The sequence below is a fragment of the Geopseudomonas sagittaria genome, assembly GCF_900115715.1.
GTDB classification, from domain to species: domain Bacteria; phylum Pseudomonadota; class Gammaproteobacteria; order Pseudomonadales; family Pseudomonadaceae; genus Geopseudomonas; species Geopseudomonas sagittaria.
In genome coordinates, this window is the sequence record NZ_FOXM01000011.1 from 97,911 (window position 1) to 115,479 (window position 17,569).

The window sequence follows — 17,569 nt, forward strand, 5'->3', positions numbered from 1 at the left end:
GGCGGGCTCAGGCGACCGCGACCAGGTCGAGGATGCGCTGGATCACGCGATCCTGGTCGATGCCGGCGGCCTCCGCCTCGAACGACAGGATGATGCGGTGGCGCAGCACGTCGAACAGCACCGCCTGGATGTCCTCGGGGCTGACGAAGTCGCGCCCGGCCAGCCAGGCGTGGGCGCGCGCGCAGCGGTCGAGGGCGATCGAGCCGCGCGGGCTGGCGCCCCAGGAGATCCACTCGGCCAACTCGGCGTCGAAGCGCGCCGGCGTGCGGGTGGCCATGATCAGCTGGATCAGGTACTCCTCCACCGCGTCGGCCATGTACAGGCCGAGGATTTCCTTGCGCGCGGCGAAGATCGCTTCCTGGCTGACCCGCTGCTCGGGCTCCGGCTGGGTCTCGCCGCTGACTGCCTCGCCGCGCGCCTGGTGGAGAATCTTGCGCTCCACCGCGGCGTCCGGAAAGCCGATCTTCACGTGCATCAGGAAGCGGTCGAGCTGCGCCTCGGGCAGCGGATAGGTGCCTTCCTGCTCGATCGGGTTCTGCGTGGCCATCACCAGGAACAGCGGCGGCAGGTTGTAGGTGCTGCGGCCGATGCTCACCTGGCGCTCGGCCATCGCCTCGAGCAGCGCCGACTGCACCTTGGCCGGGGCGCGGTTGATCTCGTCGGCCAGCACCAGGTGGTGGAAGATCGGTCCCTGTTGGAACACGAAGCTGGCGGTTTCCGGGCGGTAGATCTCGGTGCCGGTGATGTCCGCCGGCAGCAGGTCGGGGGTGAACTGGATGCGGTGGAACTCGGCTTCCAGGCCGGCGGCCAGGTCCTTGATCGCCTTGGTCTTGGCCAGCCCCGGGGCGCCCTCGACCAGCAGGTGGCCGTCGGCGAGCAGGGCGATCAGCAGGCGTTCGACCAGCTTTTCCTGGCCGAGGATCTGGCTGGAGAGGTACTGGCGCAGGGCGATCAGCGCGTCACGATGGGGCATGTCGGGGCTCGGCAGGCAATGGCCGGCTTTTCGGGCCGGACGGGGGATCAACTTTAATGCATCTGCCCCCGGCTCGACTAACTTGTGTTGAGGGGTTGTGTCGGCAGCGTGAATTGTTGCGTGCCGCGCGCAGCCGTATCGGCACAGTCATCGGAGCATCGGAGCATCGGAGCGTGGTCATGGGCTTTTTCAGCGCAGCGGACCGGGACGACTTCCATCGCCAGCTGCAGGTCTTGCTCGAGCGCCAGGTCGGCGAAGCCGGTTTGGCGCAGGTGGCGCTGTTCGCCCGGCAGTTCTTCGCCAGCGTGGCGCTCGACGAGCTGGGCGAGCGGCGCCTGGCCGATCTGGCCGGTTGCTGCCTGTCGGCCTGGCGGCTGCTCGGTCGCTTCGATCCGGCGGCCGCCCAGGTGCACCTGTTCAGTCCCGACTACGAGCGCGACGGCTGGCAGTCGCCGCACAGCGTGCTGCAGGTGCTGCATGCCGACATGCCGTTCCTGGTCGACTCGCTGCAGCTGGAGCTGCGCCGCCGCGGACACACCATCCACAGCCTGCAGAGCTGCGTGCTCGGCCTGCGCCGCGACGCCCAGGGCGGGCTGCTCGAGCTGCTCGCGCCGGGCGCGCCGGACACCGGCGCCGGCCGCGAGGCGTTGATCAGCCTGGAAATCGACCGCTGCGCCAGTGCCGGCGAACAGCACATGCTGGTCAAGGCGCTGCACGAGGTGCTCGCCGAGGTGCGCCTGGCGGTGAGCGACTTTGCGCCGATGCGCGCGCGGGTGGAGGCGCTGCGGGCAAGCCTGGAGCCGGCCTGCGCGGCGGTAGCGGCGCAGGACTGCGCCGAAGTGCGCGCCTTCCTCGACTGGCTGCTGGACGAGCACTTCACCTTCCTCGGCTACGAGGAGTTCCACGTCGAGGCGCAGGCCGATTGCAGCGGGCTGATCGTCTACGACGAGGACTCGCTGCTCGGCCTGTCGCGGCGCCTGCGCCACGAACTGCCGGCGGCGCAGCGCTGGGTGTCGCCACAGGCCCTGGCCTGGCTACGCGCGCCCTGCCTGCTGTCGTTCGCCAAGGCCGACCAGCCGGGGCGGGTGCATCGCGCCGCCTACCCGGACTACGTGTCGCTGCGCCAGTTCGCCGCCGACGGCCAGCTGCTGCGCGAGTGTCGCTTCATGGGCCTGTATACCTCCACGGTGTACAGCGAGAGTGCGCGGCGCATTCCCAGCGTGCGCGACAAGGTGGCCGAGGTGATCCGCCGTTCCGGCTTCGATCCGCTCACCCACCTGGGGCGCAGCCTGCACCGGGTGCTCGAGGTGCTGCCGCGCGACGATCTGTTCCAGACCCCGGTCGAGGAGCTGTGCACCACCGCGGTGGCCATCGTGCAGATCCAGGAGCGCAACCGCCTGCGCTTGTTCCTGCGCCGCGACCCCTACGGGCATTTCTGCTACTGCCTGGTCTACGTGCCGCGCGAGATCTATTCCACCGAAACCCGCCTGAAGATCGAACGGGTGCTGCGCCAGCGCCTGGCCGCCAGCGACTGCGAGTTCTGGACCTGGTTCTCCGAGTCGGTGCTGGCGCGCGTGCAGTTCATCCTGCGCGTCGATCCGCATCAGCCGGCGAGCGTCGACCTGCACCGCCTCGAGCAGGAGGTGATCCAGGCCTGTCGCAGCTGGCAGGACGAGTGCGCCAGCCTGGTGGTGGAAAGCTTCGGCGAGGCCCAGGGCACCGACCTGCTGGCCAGCTTCGCCGGCGGTTTTCCGGCCGGCTACCGCGAGCGCTTCGAACCGCATCTGGCGGTGGTCGACCTGCGCCATCTGCTCAGTCTGTCGGCCGAGCGGCCGCTGGTGATGAGTTTCTACCAGCCGTCGCTGCAGCACGATGCGCTGCTGCACTGCAAGATCTACCATGCCGGCGCGCCGCTGCCGCTGTCGGACCTGCTGCCGATCCTCGAGAACCTCGGCCTGCGGGTGTACGGCGAGTATCCCTTCCGCCTGTGCCGTCAGGACGGCCGCGAGTTCTGGATCCACGACTACAGCTTCACCTACGCCGAGGGGCTCAGCGTCGATCTGCAGCAGCTCAACGACACCCTGCAGGACGCCTTCATCCATATCGTCCGCGGCGCGGCGGAGAATGACGGCTTCAATCGCCTGGTGCTCAACGCCGGCCTGCCCTGGCGCGAGGCGGCGCTGCTGCGCGCCTACGGGCGCTATCTCAAGCAGATCCGCCTGGGCTTCGATCTCGGCTACATCGCGGCGACCCTGAACAATCACGCCGACATCGCCCGCGAACTGGTGCGCCTGTTCAAGACCCGCTTCTACCTGGCGCGCAAGCTGTCCGCCGAGGCGCTGGTCGACAAGCAGCAGCGTCTGGAGCAGGCCATCCTCGGTGCCCTGGAGCAGGTCCAGGTGCTCAACGAGGACCGCATCCTGCGCCGCTACCTGGAACTGATCCGCGCCACCCTGCGCAGCAACTTCTACCAGAGCGCGGCCGACGGCGGCGCCAAGGACTACTTCAGCTTCAAGCTCGACCCGCAGCAGATCGCCGAGATGCCGCGGCCGGTGCCGCGCTACGAGATCTTCGTCTACTCGCCCCGGGTCGAGGGCGTGCATCTGCGCGGCGGCAAGGTGGCGCGCGGCGGCCTGCGCTGGTCGGACCGCGAGGAGGACTACCGCACCGAGGTGCTCGGCCTGGTCAAGGCCCAGCAGGTGAAGAATGCGGTGATCGTGCCGGTCGGCGCCAAGGGCGGCTTCGTGCCGCGGCGCCTGCCGGCGGGCGGCACGCGCGACGAGATCCAGGCCGAGGCGATCGCCTGCTACCGGCTGTTCATCAGCGGCCTGCTCGACCTCACCGACAACCTCAAGGACGGCCTGGTGGTGCCGCCGCCGCAGGTGGTGCGCCACGACGACGACGACCCCTACCTGGTGGTGGCGGCGGACAAGGGTACCGCCAGCTTCTCCGACATCGCCAACGCGCTGGCCGCCGACTACGGCTTCTGGCTCGGCGATGCCTTCGCCTCCGGTGGCTCGGCCGGCTACGACCACAAGGGCATGGGCATCACCGCGCGCGGCGCCTGGGTCGGCGTGCAGCGGCATTTCCGCGAGCGCGGCATCGACGTGCAGCGCGAGCGCATCAGCGTGGTCGGCATCGGCGACATGGCCGGCGACGTGTTCGGCAACGGCCTGCTGCGCTCGGAGCAGCTGCAACTGATCGGCGCCTTCAACCACCAGCACATCTTCCTCGATCCCGATCCCGACCCGGCGACCAGCTTCGCCGAGCGCCAGCGCCTGTTCGCGCTGCCGCGTTCGAGCTGGACGGACTACGACGCCGCGCTGATCTCGCCCGGCGGCGGGGTGTTTGCGCGCAGCGCCAAGAGCATCGAGATCAGTCCCGAAGTGCGCGCGCGGCTGGCCATCGACGCCGAGCGGCTGGCGCCCAACGAGCTGATCAGCGCCCTGCTGCGCGCGCCGGTGGACCTGCTGTGGAACGGCGGCATCGGCACCTACGTCAAGTCCAGCCGCGAGAGCCACATGGAGGTCGGCGACAAGGCCAACGACGCCCTGCGCGTGGACGGTCGCGAGCTGCGCTGCAAGGTGGTGGGCGAGGGCGGCAACCTCGGCCTGACCCCGCTCGGGCGGGTCGAATACTGCCTGCACGGCGGCGCCTGCAACACCGACTTCATCGACAATGCCGGCGGGGTGACCTGCTCCGACCACGAGGTCAACATCAAGATCCTCCTCGGCGAGGTGGTGCGCGCCGGCGAGCTGACCCTGCAGCAGCGCAACACGCTGCTGCGCGAGATGACCGAGGCGGTGGCGACGCTGGTGCTGACCACCAGCTACCGGCAGGCCCAGGCCCTGTCGCTGGCGCAGCGGCATGCCCGCGGCCGGATCGGCGAGTTCCGCCGGCTGATGCTTGATCTGGAAAGCCGCGGTCGTCTCGATCGCGCCCTGGAGTTCCTCCCCGCCGACGACGAGCTGAACGCGCGGGCCGCGCAGGGCCAGGCGCTGACCCGCCCGGAGCTGGCGCTGCTGCTGTCCTACAGCAAGTTCGACCTCAAGGAGTCGTTGCTGCATTCGCTGCTGGTGGACGACGCCTACCTGTGCGAGGAGCTGCACGAGGCCTTCCCGCCGCCGCTGGTGCAGCGTTTCGTCACGGCCCTGGAGCACCACCGCCTGCGCCGCGAGATCGTCAGCACACGGATCGCCAACGACCTGGTCGATCACATGGGGGTGACCTTCGTGCAGCGCCTCAACGAGTCCACCGGGCTGTCGGCGGCGCACATCGCCGGCGGCTGGGTGGTGGTGCGCGACCTTTTCGACCTGCCGTACTACTGGCAGCAGATCGAGGCGCTCGACTACCGGGTCGACGCCGAGCTGCAGCTGGGGCTGATGGAGGAGCTGATGCGCCTGGGGCGGCGCGCCACCCGCTGGTTGCTGCGCAACCGTCGCAGCGAGCTGGACCTGGCGCGCGACGTCGCGCACTTTGCGCCCTGCGTCAGGGAGCTGACCGCGAACCTCGAGGAGCTGCTCGAGGGCCCGGCCCGCGAGGCCTGTCAGCTGCGCCGCGAGGAGCTGGCGCAAGCCGGCGTGCCGGCCGAGCTGGCCCGGCGGCTGGCCGGCTGCAGTCACCTGTACACCCTGCTGCCGATCATCGAGGCGGCCGATGTCACCGGGCAGCCGCCGATGCGCGTGGCCGCCTGCTACTTCGGCGTCGGCGCCGAGCTGGAACTGGGCTGGTACCTGCAGCAGCTCAACGCCCTGCCGGTGGAGAACAACTGGCAGGCGCTGGCCCGCGAGTCGCTGCGTGACGACCTCGACTGGCAGCAGCGGGCGATCACCATCGCGGTCCTGCAGATGGCCGACGGGCCGCTGGAAATCGACAACCGCCTGACCCTGTGGCTGGCCCAGAACCAGCCGCTGGTGGCGCGCTGGCGCAACCTGCTCGCCGAGCTGCGCGCCGCCAGTGCCAGCGACTACGCGGTGTACGCGGTGGCCAACCGCGAACTGCAGGATCTGGCGCAGAGTACGCAGGCGGGGGCGGGAATCCCGTAGGGCGAGAGTGGTTGAAATTGTGCACGGCTGGTGAGAGATTCTGCACGATCGAGGGGCGTAGGGTGGGTTAGGCTGCCGGCCGTAACCCACCGACCGGCCGCCAGGCCGGCAAGGGGATGCCTGGTGGCATCCGTGGCGGGTTACGCCGCGCGGCTAACCCACCCTACGGGTTCGTCATGTATCGGTGTCGAGGCGTCAGGGAGGGAAACGATGAAAAGCCCGGAAGAGTTGTTGCAGTTCGCCGAGCGCTTGACGGCGGTCGAGGAGATCGAGTGCGTGACGCCGGATCTCAACGGTATCCCACGCGGCAAGACGATGACCGTCGAGGCTTTCCTCTCAGGCCGCCGTCTGCAGCTGGCGCGCGGCGTGCTGCTGCAGTGCCTGATGGGCGGCTATCCGCCGACGCGCTTCTACGGCAGCGATGACGGCGACCTGGCCCTGCGCGCCGATCCGCGGCAGGTGCACATCCTGCCGTGGAGCGAGCCGCCGCGCGCGCTGGCCATCTGCGATGCGCTGGAAATCGACGGCAGTCCCTGTGCGCTGTCCACCCGCGGCCTGCTGCGCCGGGTGCTGGAGGACTACGCGGAGCTGGGCCTGACGCCGGTGGTGGCCACCGAGCTGGAGTTCTTCGTCTTCGCCCCCAACCCCGATCCGCGCGAGCCGTTCCAGCCGCCGCTGGGCCTGGACGGGCGGCGCGAGGTGGGCGCCTCGGCCTTCACCGTCGCCTCCAATCACGGCCTGCGCCCGTTCTTCGCCGAGGTCTACCAGTGCATGGCCGCCCTCGGCCTGCCACGCGACACCTTCATGCACGAGATGGGACCCAGCCAGTACGAGATCAACCTGCTGCATGGCGACGCCCTGCAGTTGGCCGACCAGACCTTCTTGTTCAAGCACCTGCTGCGCGAGGTGGCGCTCAAGCACGGGCTGATCGTGGTGTGCATGGCCAAGCCGCTGGGCAACGTGCCGGGCAGTTCGATGCACATCCACCAGAGCCTGGTCGATGCGGACGGCCGCAACGTGTTCAGTGACGCCGAGGGCGAGCCGACGCCGGCCTTTGCCCACTTCATCGCCGGCCAACAGGCGGCGCTGGCCGACTTCACCCTGCTGCTGGCGCCCAACGTCAACTCGTTCCACCGCCTGGCACACCCCTACGCGTCACCGAACAATGCCTGCTGGTCCTACGACAACCGCGCCGCCGGCCTGCGCATCCCGGCCAGCGGCCCGGAGGCGCGGCGGGTAGAGAACCGCCTGCCCGGCGCCGACGCCAACCCCTACCTGGCCCTGGCCGCCAGCCTCGGCGCCGGGCTCTACGGCCTGGTGCAGGGCCTGCAGCCGGCGCCGCCGGCACGCGGCGAGTTCCAGGTGCCCGACGCCCTGCGCCTGCCCGCCAGCATGAGCGAGGCCGTGCAGCGCCTGCAGCGCAGCACGCTGGCACGCGAGCTGTTCGGCGAGGAGTTCATCGACGGCTATCTGGCGACCAAGTCCCTGGAGCTGGACAACTTCCTCGAGGAAGTCAGCCCCTGGGAGCGGCGCGTGCTGGCGCCGCAATTGTGAACCGCCGCGTCTGACGCCGGTCGGAACCCAACCCGGACTGTCGCGCGAGGCCTGCGGGGGAGTCACGGATCACCGGCCCGCGGGCCGAAGCGCCGGCGCTGGCCGGCTGCCCCATGGAGGATGCATGCCCCGTTCGATGTTCGCCTTTCCCTCGCTGTACACCGCGACCCTGCTGATGCTGCTCGGCTCCGGCCTGCTCACCACCTACCTGGCCCTGCGCCTGGCCGCCGAGGGTGCGGCCAGCCAGGCCGGCTGGCTGATGGCGGCCCACTACGCCGGGCTGGTGCTGGGCGGCAAGTTCGGTCATCGGCTGATCGCCCAGGTCGGTCACGTGCGCGCCTACGTCGCCGCCGGCGGCGTGGTGACCGCCGCGGTGATCGCCCATGGCCTGCTCGAATGGATCGGCGCCTGGCTGCCGCTGCGCTTTCTGATCGGCCTGAGCATGATGTGCCAGTTCATGGTGGTGGAGAGCTGGCTCAACGAGCGGGCCGAGCCGCGCAAGCGCGGTCGGGTGTTCTCGATGTACATGACGGCCAGCTACCTGGGCCTTGCGCTCGGTCAGCTGGTGCTGGTGCTGCGCCCCGGCCTCGACGTGCAGCCCCTGCTGATGGTGGCGCTGTGCTTCGCGCTGTGTCTGGTGCCGGTGGCCACCACCCGTAGTATCCACCCCGCGCCGCTCCATCCGGCGCCGCTGGAGCCGCGCTTCTTCCTGCGCCGGGTGCCGCAGTCGCTGACCACGGTGGCCATGGCCGGCCTGGCGATCGGCGCCTTCTACGGTCTGGGGCCGATCTACGCCCAGGCCCAGGGGCTGGATACCCGCGAGGTCGGTCTGTTCATGACCGTCTGCGTGTTCGCCGGACTGGTGGTGCAGGCGCCGCTCGGCCGTCTGTCAGACCGCTTCGATCGCAGCCTGCTGATCCGCCTGATCGCAGTGGCCCTGGTGCTCAGCGTGCTGCCGCTGGGGCTGCTGCCCCGGCCGCCGCTGCCGGTGATGCTGGTCGTGGGCTTCGTCGTCAGCCTGCTGCTGTTCGCCCTCTATCCGCTGGCGGTGGCGCTGTCCAACGACCACGTCGAGCAGGAGCGCCGCGTCGCCCTGTCGGCGATGCTGCTGGTGGTGTTCGGCGTCGGCGCCTGCCTCGGCCCGCTACTGGCCGGCGAGCTGATGAGCCGCGGCGTGCCCCGCTTGCTGTACCTGTTCATCGGTGGCTGCGCGCTGGTGCTGGTCTGGCGGGTGCGCCCGCAGGACGTGCGCGGCCTGCACCGGGTCGACGAGGCGCCGCTCGGGCACGTCGCCGTGCCGGTGGCGATGGCCGGCTCGCCGCTGTCGGTGGCCCTCGACCCGCGCGTCGACGAGGCGGTGGTGCAGGAGCAGATGCAGGGCGAGGCGTTTACGGACGGCGCAGGAGGGCAGCCTGACGCCGATGCCGATGCCGAGCCCACCGCGGCGGATGCGGTGGACGCTGCCGACGGCGATGCCGAGCAGCCCGGACCATTGCCTGCGGACGGCTTGCGAGGTACAGAATAGAGCGGCTGGCGCGGGGTGCTTAATCTACGTCATTAAATTGACACGCCTCCGGAATTTGGCTTTACTGCGTGCACCTTTCAAGTGCGCGTGCCACTGGGCATGCCGCCAACGGGGTGCTTCGTGCACCCCCTTCTGCCTCGAATCGAGCAATCATGTGGCGTGAATCCCGAATTCTGCTGATCGACGACAACCTGCAACGTCGCCACGACCTGGCGGTCATCTTCGACTTTCTCGGCGAGCCCTGCAGCAGTTGCGGCAGCGGCGACTGCGCCGCCGTGCTGGAAGCGCTGGAGTCCCGCCAGCTGTCCTGCGTGCTGCTCGGCCAGGTCGACAGCAAGGGCGGCGCCCCGCGCCTGCTCAAGCAGCTGGGCACGCAGACGGAGAATCTGCCGCTGCTGCTGCTTGGCGAGCAGGCCACGGCCGACTGGCCGGAGGCGTTGCGCCGCCGCGTGCTGGCGCGCCTCGACATGCCGCCGAGCTACAACCAGCTGCTCGACTCGCTGCATCGCGCCCAGGTCTACCAGCAGGTGTTCGACGTCGCCCGCGAGCGGGGGCTGCAGCGCGAGTCCAACCTGTTCCGCAGTCTGGTCGGTACCAGCCGGGTGATCCTCCAGGTGCGTCAGCAGATGCAGCAGGTGGCCGGCACCGAGGCGGGCGTGTTGCTGCTCGGCGAGCCCGGCACCGGCAAGGAGGTGGTGGCGCGCAACCTGCATTACCACTCCAGTCGCCGCGAGTTCCCGTTCGTGCCGTTCAGTTGCACGGCGATCGCCCCCGAGCTGGTGGAGAGCGAGCTGTTCGGCTACGAGCCCGGCGCCTTCGTCGGCGCCATCTCCACCCACAAGGGGCGCCTCGAGCTGGCGGCGGGGGGCACGCTGTACATCGACGAGGTGGCCGACCTGCCGGCGGAGCTGCAGGTGCGCCTGCTGCGTGTGCTGCAGGAGGGACGCTTCAAGCGCCTGGGCAGCGAGGAAGAGCATCCGATCGACGTGCGGGTGATCGCGGCCAGCCGGCACGACCTGGACCAGCGCGTGGCCGAGGGCAGTCTGCGCGACGATCTCTACTACAGCCTCAACCAGTTCTCCATCGAGCTGCCGCCACTGCGCGAGCGGATCGAGGATATCCCGCTGCTGATCAACGAGCTGATCGCCCGCCTGGAGCATGAGAAGCGCGGCTCGATCCGCTTCAGCTCGGCGGCCCTGATGTCGTTGTGCCGCCACGACTGGCGCGGCAACGTGCGCGAGCTGGCCAATCTGATCGAGCGCCTGGCGATCATGCACCCCTACGGCGTGATCGGCGTCGCCGAGCTGCCGAAGAAGTTTCGCCATATCGACGACGAGACCGCGCAGCAGAGCGACGGCGCCTATGGCGCGGTCGCCGAGTCACGGGGGCTGGCGGAAGGCACCCTGCCGGGGCTGGATGTGCCGGCGCTGCTGCCGGTCGGTGGCCTGGATCTCAAGGACTACCTGAACAGCCTCGAGCGCTCGCTGATCCAGCAGGCGCTGGACGATGCCGGTGGCGTGGTGGCGCGCGCCGCCGAACACCTGCGGGTGCGACGTACCACGCTGGTGGAGAAGATGCGCAAGTACGGCATGGGCCGGCGCGACGACGAGGAAGGGGAACTCTAGTGGGCTGCCAGTCTGTGGGAGCGCGTGTGGGTCTGGCCAAGGCGCTGCCCAAGCCCGTGCAGGTGATCGCCATCGCCAGCGGCAAGGGCGGCGTCGGCAAGACCCAGGCGGCGATCAACCTCGCCGGGGCGCTGGCGGCGCGCGGGCGGCGGGTGATGCTGCTGGATGCCAGCTTTGCCCTGCCCAACGTCGATACCGCGCTCGGCCTGACCCCGCGCTACACGCTGCAGGACGTCCTGGCCGGGCGCTGCCGCCTGGCCGATACGCTGCTGAACGGGCCGGGCGGCGTGCAGGTGATCGCCGGTTCGACCGCGCCCGGCGCGGTGGCCGAGCCGAGCGCGCGGCAACTGGCTGGCCTGATCCGCGCCTTCAGCGAGCTGGCGGAGCTGCCGGATGTGCTGCTGATCGACACCGCGCCGGGCATCGGTCTCGGCGTGTCGAGCATGCTGCAGGCGGCCAGCGAGGCGCTGCTGGTGGTCAACGACGAGCCGGCTGCCCAGGCCGATGCACTGGTCCTGCTGCGGCGCCTGAACGAGCAATACGGCATGACCCGTTTCCGCCTGCTGGTCAGCATGACCTTCGCCCAGCAGGAAGGCCGGGCGCTGCACGAGCGCCTGCTGCGTCTCACCGAGCCGCTGGCCGGGGTGGTGCTGGACTATGTCGGCGCGATCCCCTTCGACGACGCCCTGCGCCGCGCGGTGCAGCGCCAGCGTCCGCTGCTCGAGGTGTTGCCGCGCAGCCGCGCCGCCCTGGCCTTCGCGGCCCTGGCCGAGAAGGTCGACGGCTGGCCGCTGCCGGCCAACCCGCGCGGCCACCTGGAGTTCTTCGTCGAGCAGATGATCGCCGCACAGGCGATGCCGCGGCTCGGCGGCTGATTTCAGCCTCGAGGAGGAGCTGCGACAGTCGGTCGCAGCTCCTCCTCAGGACCGTCACAAGCTGTCGAAAATACGATCTCCGGCCCTCTGGGACGCCATGTATAATGCGCCCCGACCTGGCTGGGGCATGCCCCGGTCGCCGCTTTCGATTGCTCCGCCGACGGGTAGCCATGCAGTGACCAGTCCCTTTCTCGAAGCTGTTGCGCTCGCCTGCGAGCGGGACCTGCGCATGCTGTTCGAGCGGCTCGACTTCGCCCTGCACGCCGGCGAGATGCTGCAGATCGCCGGCCCCAACGGCAGCGGCAAGACCAGTCTGCTGCGCCTGCTGGCCGGGCTGATGCAGCCCACCGAAGGCGAGATCCGCCTGGCCGGCAAGCCGCTGGCCGAGCAGCGAGACGAGCTGACCCGCAACCTGCTGTGGGTCGGCCATGCCGCCGGCATCAAGGGCCTGCTCAGTCCCGAGGAGAACCTCGCCTGGCTGTGCGCCCTGCATACCGCCGAAAGCCGCGAGGCGATCTGGCAGGCGCTGGCCGCGGTCGGCCTGCGCGGCTTCGAGGACGTGCCCTGCCATACCCTGTCCGCCGGCCAGCAGCGCCGCGTGGCGCTGGCGCGCCTGTACCTGGATGCGCCGCCGCTGTGGGTCCTCGACGAACCCTTCACCGCCCTCGACAAGCACGGCGTGGCCCAGCTCGAGGAGCACCTGGCCCGCCACTGCGAGCAGGGCGGCATGGTGGTGCTGACTACCCACCACACGCTGACCCGCAAGCCGGCCGGCTACCGCGAGCTGGACCTGGCCCAGGCCGGGAGCACCGCCGATGAGTAACGTGTTCACCCAGCTGCTGACCCGCGAGGCGCGCCTGCTGTGCCGTCGCCCGGCCGAGCTGCTCAATCCGCTGGTGTTCTTCGCCATCGTGGTGGCGCTGTTCCCGCTGGCCGTGGGGCCGGAGAGCAAGCTGCTGGAAACCCTGTCGCCGGGGCTGGTGTGGGTCGCCGCGCTGCTCGCCGTGCTGTTGTCGCTGGACGGCCTGTTCCGCAGCGATTTCGAGGACGGCTCGCTGGAACAGTGGGTCCTTTCGCCGCACCCGCTGCCCCTTCTGGTGCTGGCCAAGGTGCTGGCACACTGGCTGTTTTCCGGTCTGGCGCTGGTCCTGCTGGCGCCCCTGCTGGCGCTGATGCTCGGCCTGCCGGCGCGCTGCCTGCCGGTGCTGCTGCTCTCCTTGCTGCTCGGCACGCCGATCCTCAGCCTGCTCGGCGCGGTCGGCGCGGCGCTGACCGTCGGTCTCAAGCGCGGCGGCCTGCTGCTGGCGCTGCTGATCCTGCCGCTGTACATCCCGGTGCTGATTCTCGGCAGCGGGGCGTTGCAGGCGGCCCTGCAAGGATTGCCGGCGGCCGGCCAGCTGTTGTGGCTGGCCAGCCTCACCGCCCTGGCGGTAACCCTGACTCCCTTTGCCATCGCCGCCGGCCTGAAAATCAGTGTCGGCGAATGAAAGAACGCGCAGCAGTTTCGAGGCGGTTGCTATGAATTGGACGTGGTTTCACAAGCTGGGCTCGCCCAAATGGTTCTACGAGATCAGCGGCCGCTGGCTGCCCTGGCTGAGCGTGGCGGCGGCGCTGCTGCTCGGCGTCGGCACGGTGTGGGGGCTGGCCTTCGCGCCGCCGGACTACCAGCAGGGCAACAGCTTCCGGATCATCTACATCCACGTGCCGGCGGCGATCCTCGCCCAGTCCTGCTACATCATGCTGGCGGTGGCCGGGGTGGTCGGCCTGGTGTGGAAGATGAAGCTGGCCGACGTCGCCCTGCAGTGCGCCGCGCCGATCGGCGCCTGGATGACCTTCGTCGCCCTGCTCACCGGCGCGGTGTGGGGCAAGCCGACCTGGGGCGCCTGGTGGGTGTGGGATGCGCGGCTGACCGCGATGCTGATCCTGCTGTTCCTGTACTTCGGGGTGATCGCCCTCGGCCAGTCGATCAGCAACCGCGACAGCGCCGCCAAGGCCTGCGCCGTGCTGGCCATCGTCGGGGTGATCAACATCCCGATCATCAAGTACTCGGTGGACTGGTGGAACACCCTGCACCAGCCGGCGACCTTCAAGATCACCGAGAAGCCGGCGATGCCGCCGGAGATGTGGATTCCGCTGCTGATCATGGTGCTCGGTTTCTACTGCTTCTTCGCCGTCAGCCTGCTGCTGCGCATGCGCCTCGAGGTGCTCAAGCGCGAATCGCGGGCCAGCTGGGTCAAAGCCGAAGTGGAGCGCAGCCTGTGAGTTTCGAGTCCTTCGCCGATTTCCTCGCCATGGGCAAGCATGGCCTGTACGTCTGGACCTCCTACGGCATCAGCCTGGCGGTCCTGGCCCTGAACGTGGCGCTGCCGATCCTGGCGCGCCGGCGTTACCTGCAAGACGAGGCGCGCCGTCTGCGCCGGGAGAGCAAGCCATGAATCCGCAACGCAAGAAACGCCTGTTCATCATCCTCGGCCTGCTGGTCGGCGTCGGTGTGGCGGTGGGCCTGGCGCTCAGCGCCCTGCAGCAGAACATCAACCTGTTCTACAACCCGACGCAGATCGCCGCCGGCGAGGCCCCACTGGATGCCCGCATCCGTGCCGGCGGCATGGTCAAGGAAGGCTCGGTGGTGCGCTCCAACGACTCGCTGGACGTCGACTTCGTGGTCACCGACTACGCCGCCGACGTCACCATCCGCTACCGCGGCATCCTCCCCGACCTGTTCCGCGAAGGGCAGGGCATCGTCGCGCTCGGCCGCCTCAACGCGGACGGCGTGCTGGTGGCCGACGAGGTGCTGGCCAAGCACGACGAGAACTACATGCCGCCGGAAGTCACCCAGGCCCTGGAGAAGAGCGGCAAGTTGCCGGGCGGCATGCCTGCCGCGGCCGGCCAGACGGAGGCAGCGCAATGATCCCCGAACTCGGCCATCTGGCCATGATCCTCGCCCTGTGCCTGGCCGTGGTGCAGGCGACCCTGCCGATGGTCGGCGCCTGGCGCGGCGACCGCCTGTGGATGGGCCTGGCCCAGCCGGCGGCCTGGGGGCAGTTCCTGTTCCTGCTGTTCTCCTTCGCCTGCCTGACCAACGCCTTCCTGGTCGACGACTTCTCGGTGGCCTACGTGGCCAGCAACTCCAACAGCGCGCTGCCCTGGTACTACAAGTTCAGCGCGGTGTGGGGCGCCCACGAGGGCTCGCTGCTGCTGTGGGCGCTGATCCTCGCCGGCTGGACCTTCGCGGTGGCGGTGTTCTCCCGCCAGTTGCCGGAAGTCATGCTGGCCCGCGTGCTCGGCGTGATGGGCATGATCAGCGTCGGCTTCCTGCTGTTTTTGATCGTCACCTCCAACCCCTTCGCGCGCCTGCTGCCCAACGCACCGGCGGATGGTCGCGACCTCAACCCGCTGCTGCAGGACTTCGGCCTGATCGTCCACCCGCCGATGCTCTACATGGGCTACGTCGGCTTCTCGGTGGCCTTCGCCTTCGCCATCGCGGCGCTGCTCGGCGGTCGCCTCGACGCCGCCTGGGCGCGCTGGTCGCGGCCGTGGACCATCGTCGCCTGGGCCTTCCTCGGCATCGGCATCGTGCTCGGCTCCTGGTGGGCCTACTACGAACTGGGCTGGGGCGGCTGGTGGTTCTGGGACCCGGTGGAGAACGCCTCGTTCATGCCCTGGCTGGTCGGCACCGCGCTGATCCACTCGCTGGCGGTGACCGAGAAGCGTGGCGTGTTCAAGAGCTGGACGGTGCTGCTGGCCATCGCCGCCTTCTCGCTGAGCCTGCTCGGTACCTTCCTGGTGCGCTCCGGGGTGCTGACCTCGGTGCACGCCTTCGCCGCCGACCCCGAGCGCGGCACCTTCATCCTGATCTTCCTGCTGTTCGTGGTCGGCAGCTCCTTGACCCTGTTCGCCCTGCGCGCACCGGTGGTCAAGAGCACCGTGGGCTTCGGTCTGTGGTCGCGGGAGACCCTGCTGCTGGCCAACAACCTGATCCTCCTGGTGGCCTGCTCGACGATCCTGCTCGGCACCCTGTATCCGCTGGTGCTCGATGCGCTGACCGGCGCCAAGCTGTCGGTCGGCCCGCCGTACTTCAACGCGCTGTTCCTGCCGCTGATGGGCATCCTGATGCTGGCCCTCGGCGTCGGCGTGCTGGTGCGCTGGAAGGAGACCCCGCTGCAGTGGCTGGGCGGCATGCTGATGCCGGTGCTGGTCGCCAGTGGCGCGCTCGGCCTGCTGGGTGCCTGGCTGTTCGGCGATTTCCACTGGGCGGTGCTGGCCACCTGCCTGCTGGCCGCCTGGGTGGTGCTCGCCGGCCTGCGCGACCTGTTCGCCAAGACCCGCCACAAGGGCCTGGTCAAGGGCATCGCCGGCCTGTCGCGCAGCTACTGGGGCATGCAGGTTGCCCACCTGGGCATCGCCGTGTGCGCCCTGGGCGTGGTGCTGTCCAGCCAGTACGCCCTGGAACGTGACCTGCGCATGGCGCCGGGCGAATCGGTGGAGGTCGGTGGCTACCAGTTCGTCTTCGACGGCGCCAAGCACCATGACGGCCCCAACTACAGCTCCGACCGCGCCACCGTGCGGGTGATCGAGGACGGCCGCGAGATCGCCGTGCTGCATCCGGAGAAGCGCCTGTACCTGGTGCAGCAGATGCCGATGACCGAGGCCGGCATCGACGCCGGTTTCACCCGCGACCTCTACGTGGCCCTCGGCGAGCCGCTGGAAGACGGCGCCTGGGCCGTGCGCCTGCACGTCAAGCCGTTCGTCCGCTGGATCTGGCTGGGCGGCCTGCTGATGGCCTTCGGCGGCTTCCTCGCCGCCCTCGACCGTCGCTACCGGGTCAAGGTGACCGCCAAGGCCCGCGAGGCCCTGGGCATGACTGGAGCTCAAGCATGAATCGACGTCTGTTGCTGTTGCTGCCGCTGGTCGGCTTCCTGGTGCTGGCTGGGTTCCTCTACAAGGGGCTCTCGCTGGATCCGAAGGATATCGGCTCGACCATGATCGGCAAGCCGCTGCCCGAGTTCGCCCTGCCTTCGCTGGAGGACCCGGCGCGTACCCTGGGCACCGTCGACTTCAAGGGCCAGCCGGCGCTGGTCAACGTCTGGGCGACCTGGTGCCCGACCTGCCGGGCCGAGCACGAGATGCTCAACCGGCTGGCCGGGCAGGGCGTGGCGGTCTACGGGATCAACTACAAGGACGACAGTGCTGCCGCACGCCGCTGGCTGACCGATCTGGGCAATCCCTACCGCTTCAACGTCGAGGACCCGCAGGGCAGCCTGGGCATCAACCTGGGTGTATACGGCGCGCCGGAGACCTTCCTGATCGACAAGGACGGCATCATCCGCCACAAGTACGTCGGCGCCATCGACGAACGGGTGTGGCGCGAGCAGCTGGCGCCGCTGTACCGCGAACTGCTCGGCGAGGCCGGCCAATGAAGCGCCTGCCGAGCAGCCGTTGGCTGGCCGCGGGCCTGCTCGGCCTGAGCCTGTCGCTGGGCGCCCAGGCCGCCATCGACACCTACGAGTTCAAGGACGACGGCGACCGCGCCCGCTACCGCACCCTCACCGAGGAGCTGCGCTGCCCGAAGTGCCAGAACCAGAACATCGCCGACTCCGATGCGCCGATCGCCATGGACCTGCGCCGCGAGATCCACCGCATGCTCGGCGAGGGCAAGAGCGACGACGAGATCGTCGACTACCTGGTCGACCGCTACGGCGACTTCGTGCGCTACAACCCGCCGGTCAACGCCCGCACCTGGCTGCTCTGGTACGGTCCCTGGCTGATGCTCGGCGGCGGCCTCGGCGTGCTGGCGCTGATCGTCCTGCGCCGTCGCCGTCCCGCTGCGCCCAGCGCGGCCGCGGCGTCCGGCAACCCGGGCAGCGACCTTTCCGCCGAGGAGCGCGCGCGGCTCGACCAACTGCTGAAGAACTCCGATCACAAGAGTTCTGACCACAAGAACTCTGCTGACCACAAGAACTCTGTCCCCAAGA

General features: G+C 69.5%; 13 protein-coding genes and 1 pseudogene. 13 read left to right on the plus strand and 1 reads right to left on the minus strand.

Annotated elements, in window-relative coordinates; all coding sequences use genetic code 11:
- Positions 1 to 7: 7 nt before the first annotated feature.
- Positions 8 to 973, minus strand: coding sequence for an AAA family ATPase (locus BM297_RS14270; protein WP_092432638.1), 966 nt, complete (start codon positions 971 to 973; stop codon positions 8 to 10).
- A 179-nt stretch (positions 974 to 1,152) separates the two neighbouring features.
- On the opposite strand from BM297_RS14270, the gene BM297_RS14275 reads away from it, so the two are divergent.
- The 13 genes and pseudogenes from BM297_RS14275 to BM297_RS14335 all read left to right on the plus strand — a co-directional run.
- Positions 1,153 to 6,018 carry an NAD-glutamate dehydrogenase gene (locus BM297_RS14275; protein ID WP_092432642.1) on the plus strand — a complete coding sequence of 1,622 codons (4,866 nt, stop codon included), beginning with the start codon at positions 1,153 to 1,155 and terminating at the stop codon, positions 6,016 to 6,018.
- 210 nt (positions 6,019 to 6,228) lie between these two features.
- Entirely contained in the window at positions 6,229 to 7,572 is a 1,344-nt protein-coding gene (locus tag BM297_RS14280; protein ID WP_092432644.1) for a glutamine synthetase family protein, read from the plus strand.
- Positions 7,573 to 7,696: 124 nt separating this feature from the next.
- Positions 7,697 to 9,097: an MFS transporter gene (locus BM297_RS14285; RefSeq protein WP_092432646.1), complete on the plus strand. Its 1,401-nt coding sequence runs from the start codon at positions 7,697 to 7,699 to the stop codon at positions 9,095 to 9,097.
- A 152-nt stretch (positions 9,098 to 9,249) separates the two neighbouring features.
- Entirely contained in the window at positions 9,250 to 10,722 is a 1,473-nt protein-coding gene (locus BM297_RS14290) for a sigma-54-dependent transcriptional regulator (protein WP_092432648.1), read from the plus strand.
- 32 nt (positions 10,723 to 10,754) lie between these two features.
- Positions 10,755 to 11,597 carry a P-loop NTPase gene (locus BM297_RS14295; protein ID WP_245768262.1) on the plus strand — a complete coding sequence of 281 codons (843 nt, stop codon included), beginning with the start codon at positions 10,755 to 10,757 and terminating at the stop codon, positions 11,595 to 11,597.
- A gap of 127 nt (positions 11,598 to 11,724) precedes the next feature.
- Positions 11,725 to 12,420, plus strand: a complete 696-nt coding sequence (ccmA, locus tag BM297_RS14300; protein WP_092432650.1) for a cytochrome c biogenesis heme-transporting ATPase CcmA — start codon at positions 11,725 to 11,727, stop codon at positions 12,418 to 12,420.
- Positions 12,413 to 13,084 (plus strand): heme exporter protein CcmB, encoded by a 672-nt coding sequence (gene ccmB / locus BM297_RS14305; RefSeq protein ID WP_092432653.1) that lies wholly within the window; start codon positions 12,413 to 12,415, stop codon positions 13,082 to 13,084. The genes ccmA and ccmB overlap by 8 nt, the downstream gene beginning before the upstream one ends.
- A 31-nt stretch (positions 13,085 to 13,115) precedes the next feature.
- The gene (locus BM297_RS14310; protein WP_092432655.1) at positions 13,116 to 13,859 is read left to right on the plus strand and encodes a heme ABC transporter permease; all 744 of its coding nucleotides are present in this window, start codon (positions 13,116 to 13,118) and stop codon (positions 13,857 to 13,859) included.
- Positions 13,856 to 14,032: a heme exporter protein CcmD gene (gene ccmD / locus BM297_RS14315; RefSeq protein ID WP_090310120.1), complete on the plus strand. Its 177-nt coding sequence runs from the start codon at positions 13,856 to 13,858 to the stop codon at positions 14,030 to 14,032. Before BM297_RS14310 ends, ccmD begins: the two co-directional genes overlap by 4 nt.
- Complete coding sequence (gene ccmE / locus BM297_RS14320) at positions 14,029 to 14,505, plus strand: cytochrome c maturation protein CcmE (RefSeq protein ID WP_092432657.1); 477 nt, start codon at positions 14,029 to 14,031, stop codon at positions 14,503 to 14,505. The genes ccmD and ccmE overlap by 4 nt, the downstream gene beginning before the upstream one ends.
- Entirely contained in the window at positions 14,502 to 16,475 is a 1,974-nt protein-coding gene (locus BM297_RS14325; RefSeq protein ID WP_092432659.1) for a heme lyase CcmF/NrfE family subunit, read from the plus strand. Before ccmE ends, BM297_RS14325 begins: the two co-directional genes overlap by 4 nt.
- A complete protein-coding gene (locus BM297_RS14330) occupies positions 16,472 to 17,014 on the plus strand; it encodes a DsbE family thiol:disulfide interchange protein (protein WP_092432661.1) in 543 nt (180 codons plus the stop codon). The genes BM297_RS14325 and BM297_RS14330 overlap by 4 nt, the downstream gene beginning before the upstream one ends.
- Positions 17,011 to 17,505, plus strand: a pseudogene (locus BM297_RS14335) (cytochrome c-type biogenesis protein); the annotation flags it as partial. The gene BM297_RS14330 and the pseudogene BM297_RS14335, both read left to right, overlap by 4 nt.
- Positions 17,506 to 17,569 lie beyond the last annotated feature (64 nt).

What these genes read in the sequence shown, in the direction of transcription:
- BM297_RS14285 (WP_092432646.1), top strand. Translation starts at nt 7,697, where the DNA reads ATGCCCCGTTCGATGTTCGCCTTTCCCTCGCTGTACACCGCGACCCTG.
- BM297_RS14330 (WP_092432661.1), top strand. Translation starts at nt 16,472, where the DNA reads ATGAATCGACGTCTGTTGCTGTTGCTGCCGCTGGTCGGCTTCCTGGTG.
- ccmB (WP_092432653.1), top strand. Translation starts at nt 12,413, where the DNA reads ATGAGTAACGTGTTCACCCAGCTGCTGACCCGCGAGGCGCGCCTGCTG.
- BM297_RS14270 (WP_092432638.1), bottom strand. Translation starts at nt 973, where the DNA reads ATGCCCCATCGTGACGCGCTGATCGCCCTGCGCCAGTACCTCTCCAGC.
- BM297_RS14290 (WP_092432648.1), top strand. Translation starts at nt 9,250, where the DNA reads ATGTGGCGTGAATCCCGAATTCTGCTGATCGACGACAACCTGCAACGT.
- BM297_RS14280 (WP_092432644.1), top strand. Translation starts at nt 6,229, where the DNA reads ATGAAAAGCCCGGAAGAGTTGTTGCAGTTCGCCGAGCGCTTGACGGCG.
- ccmA (WP_092432650.1), top strand. Translation starts at nt 11,725, where the DNA reads ATGCCCCGGTCGCCGCTTTCGATTGCTCCGCCGACGGGTAGCCATGCA.
- BM297_RS14325 (WP_092432659.1), top strand. Translation starts at nt 14,502, where the DNA reads ATGATCCCCGAACTCGGCCATCTGGCCATGATCCTCGCCCTGTGCCTG.
- BM297_RS14275 (WP_092432642.1), top strand. Translation starts at nt 1,153, where the DNA reads ATGGGCTTTTTCAGCGCAGCGGACCGGGACGACTTCCATCGCCAGCTG.
- ccmE (WP_092432657.1), top strand. Translation starts at nt 14,029, where the DNA reads ATGAATCCGCAACGCAAGAAACGCCTGTTCATCATCCTCGGCCTGCTG.
- BM297_RS14310 (WP_092432655.1), top strand. Translation starts at nt 13,116, where the DNA reads ATGAATTGGACGTGGTTTCACAAGCTGGGCTCGCCCAAATGGTTCTAC.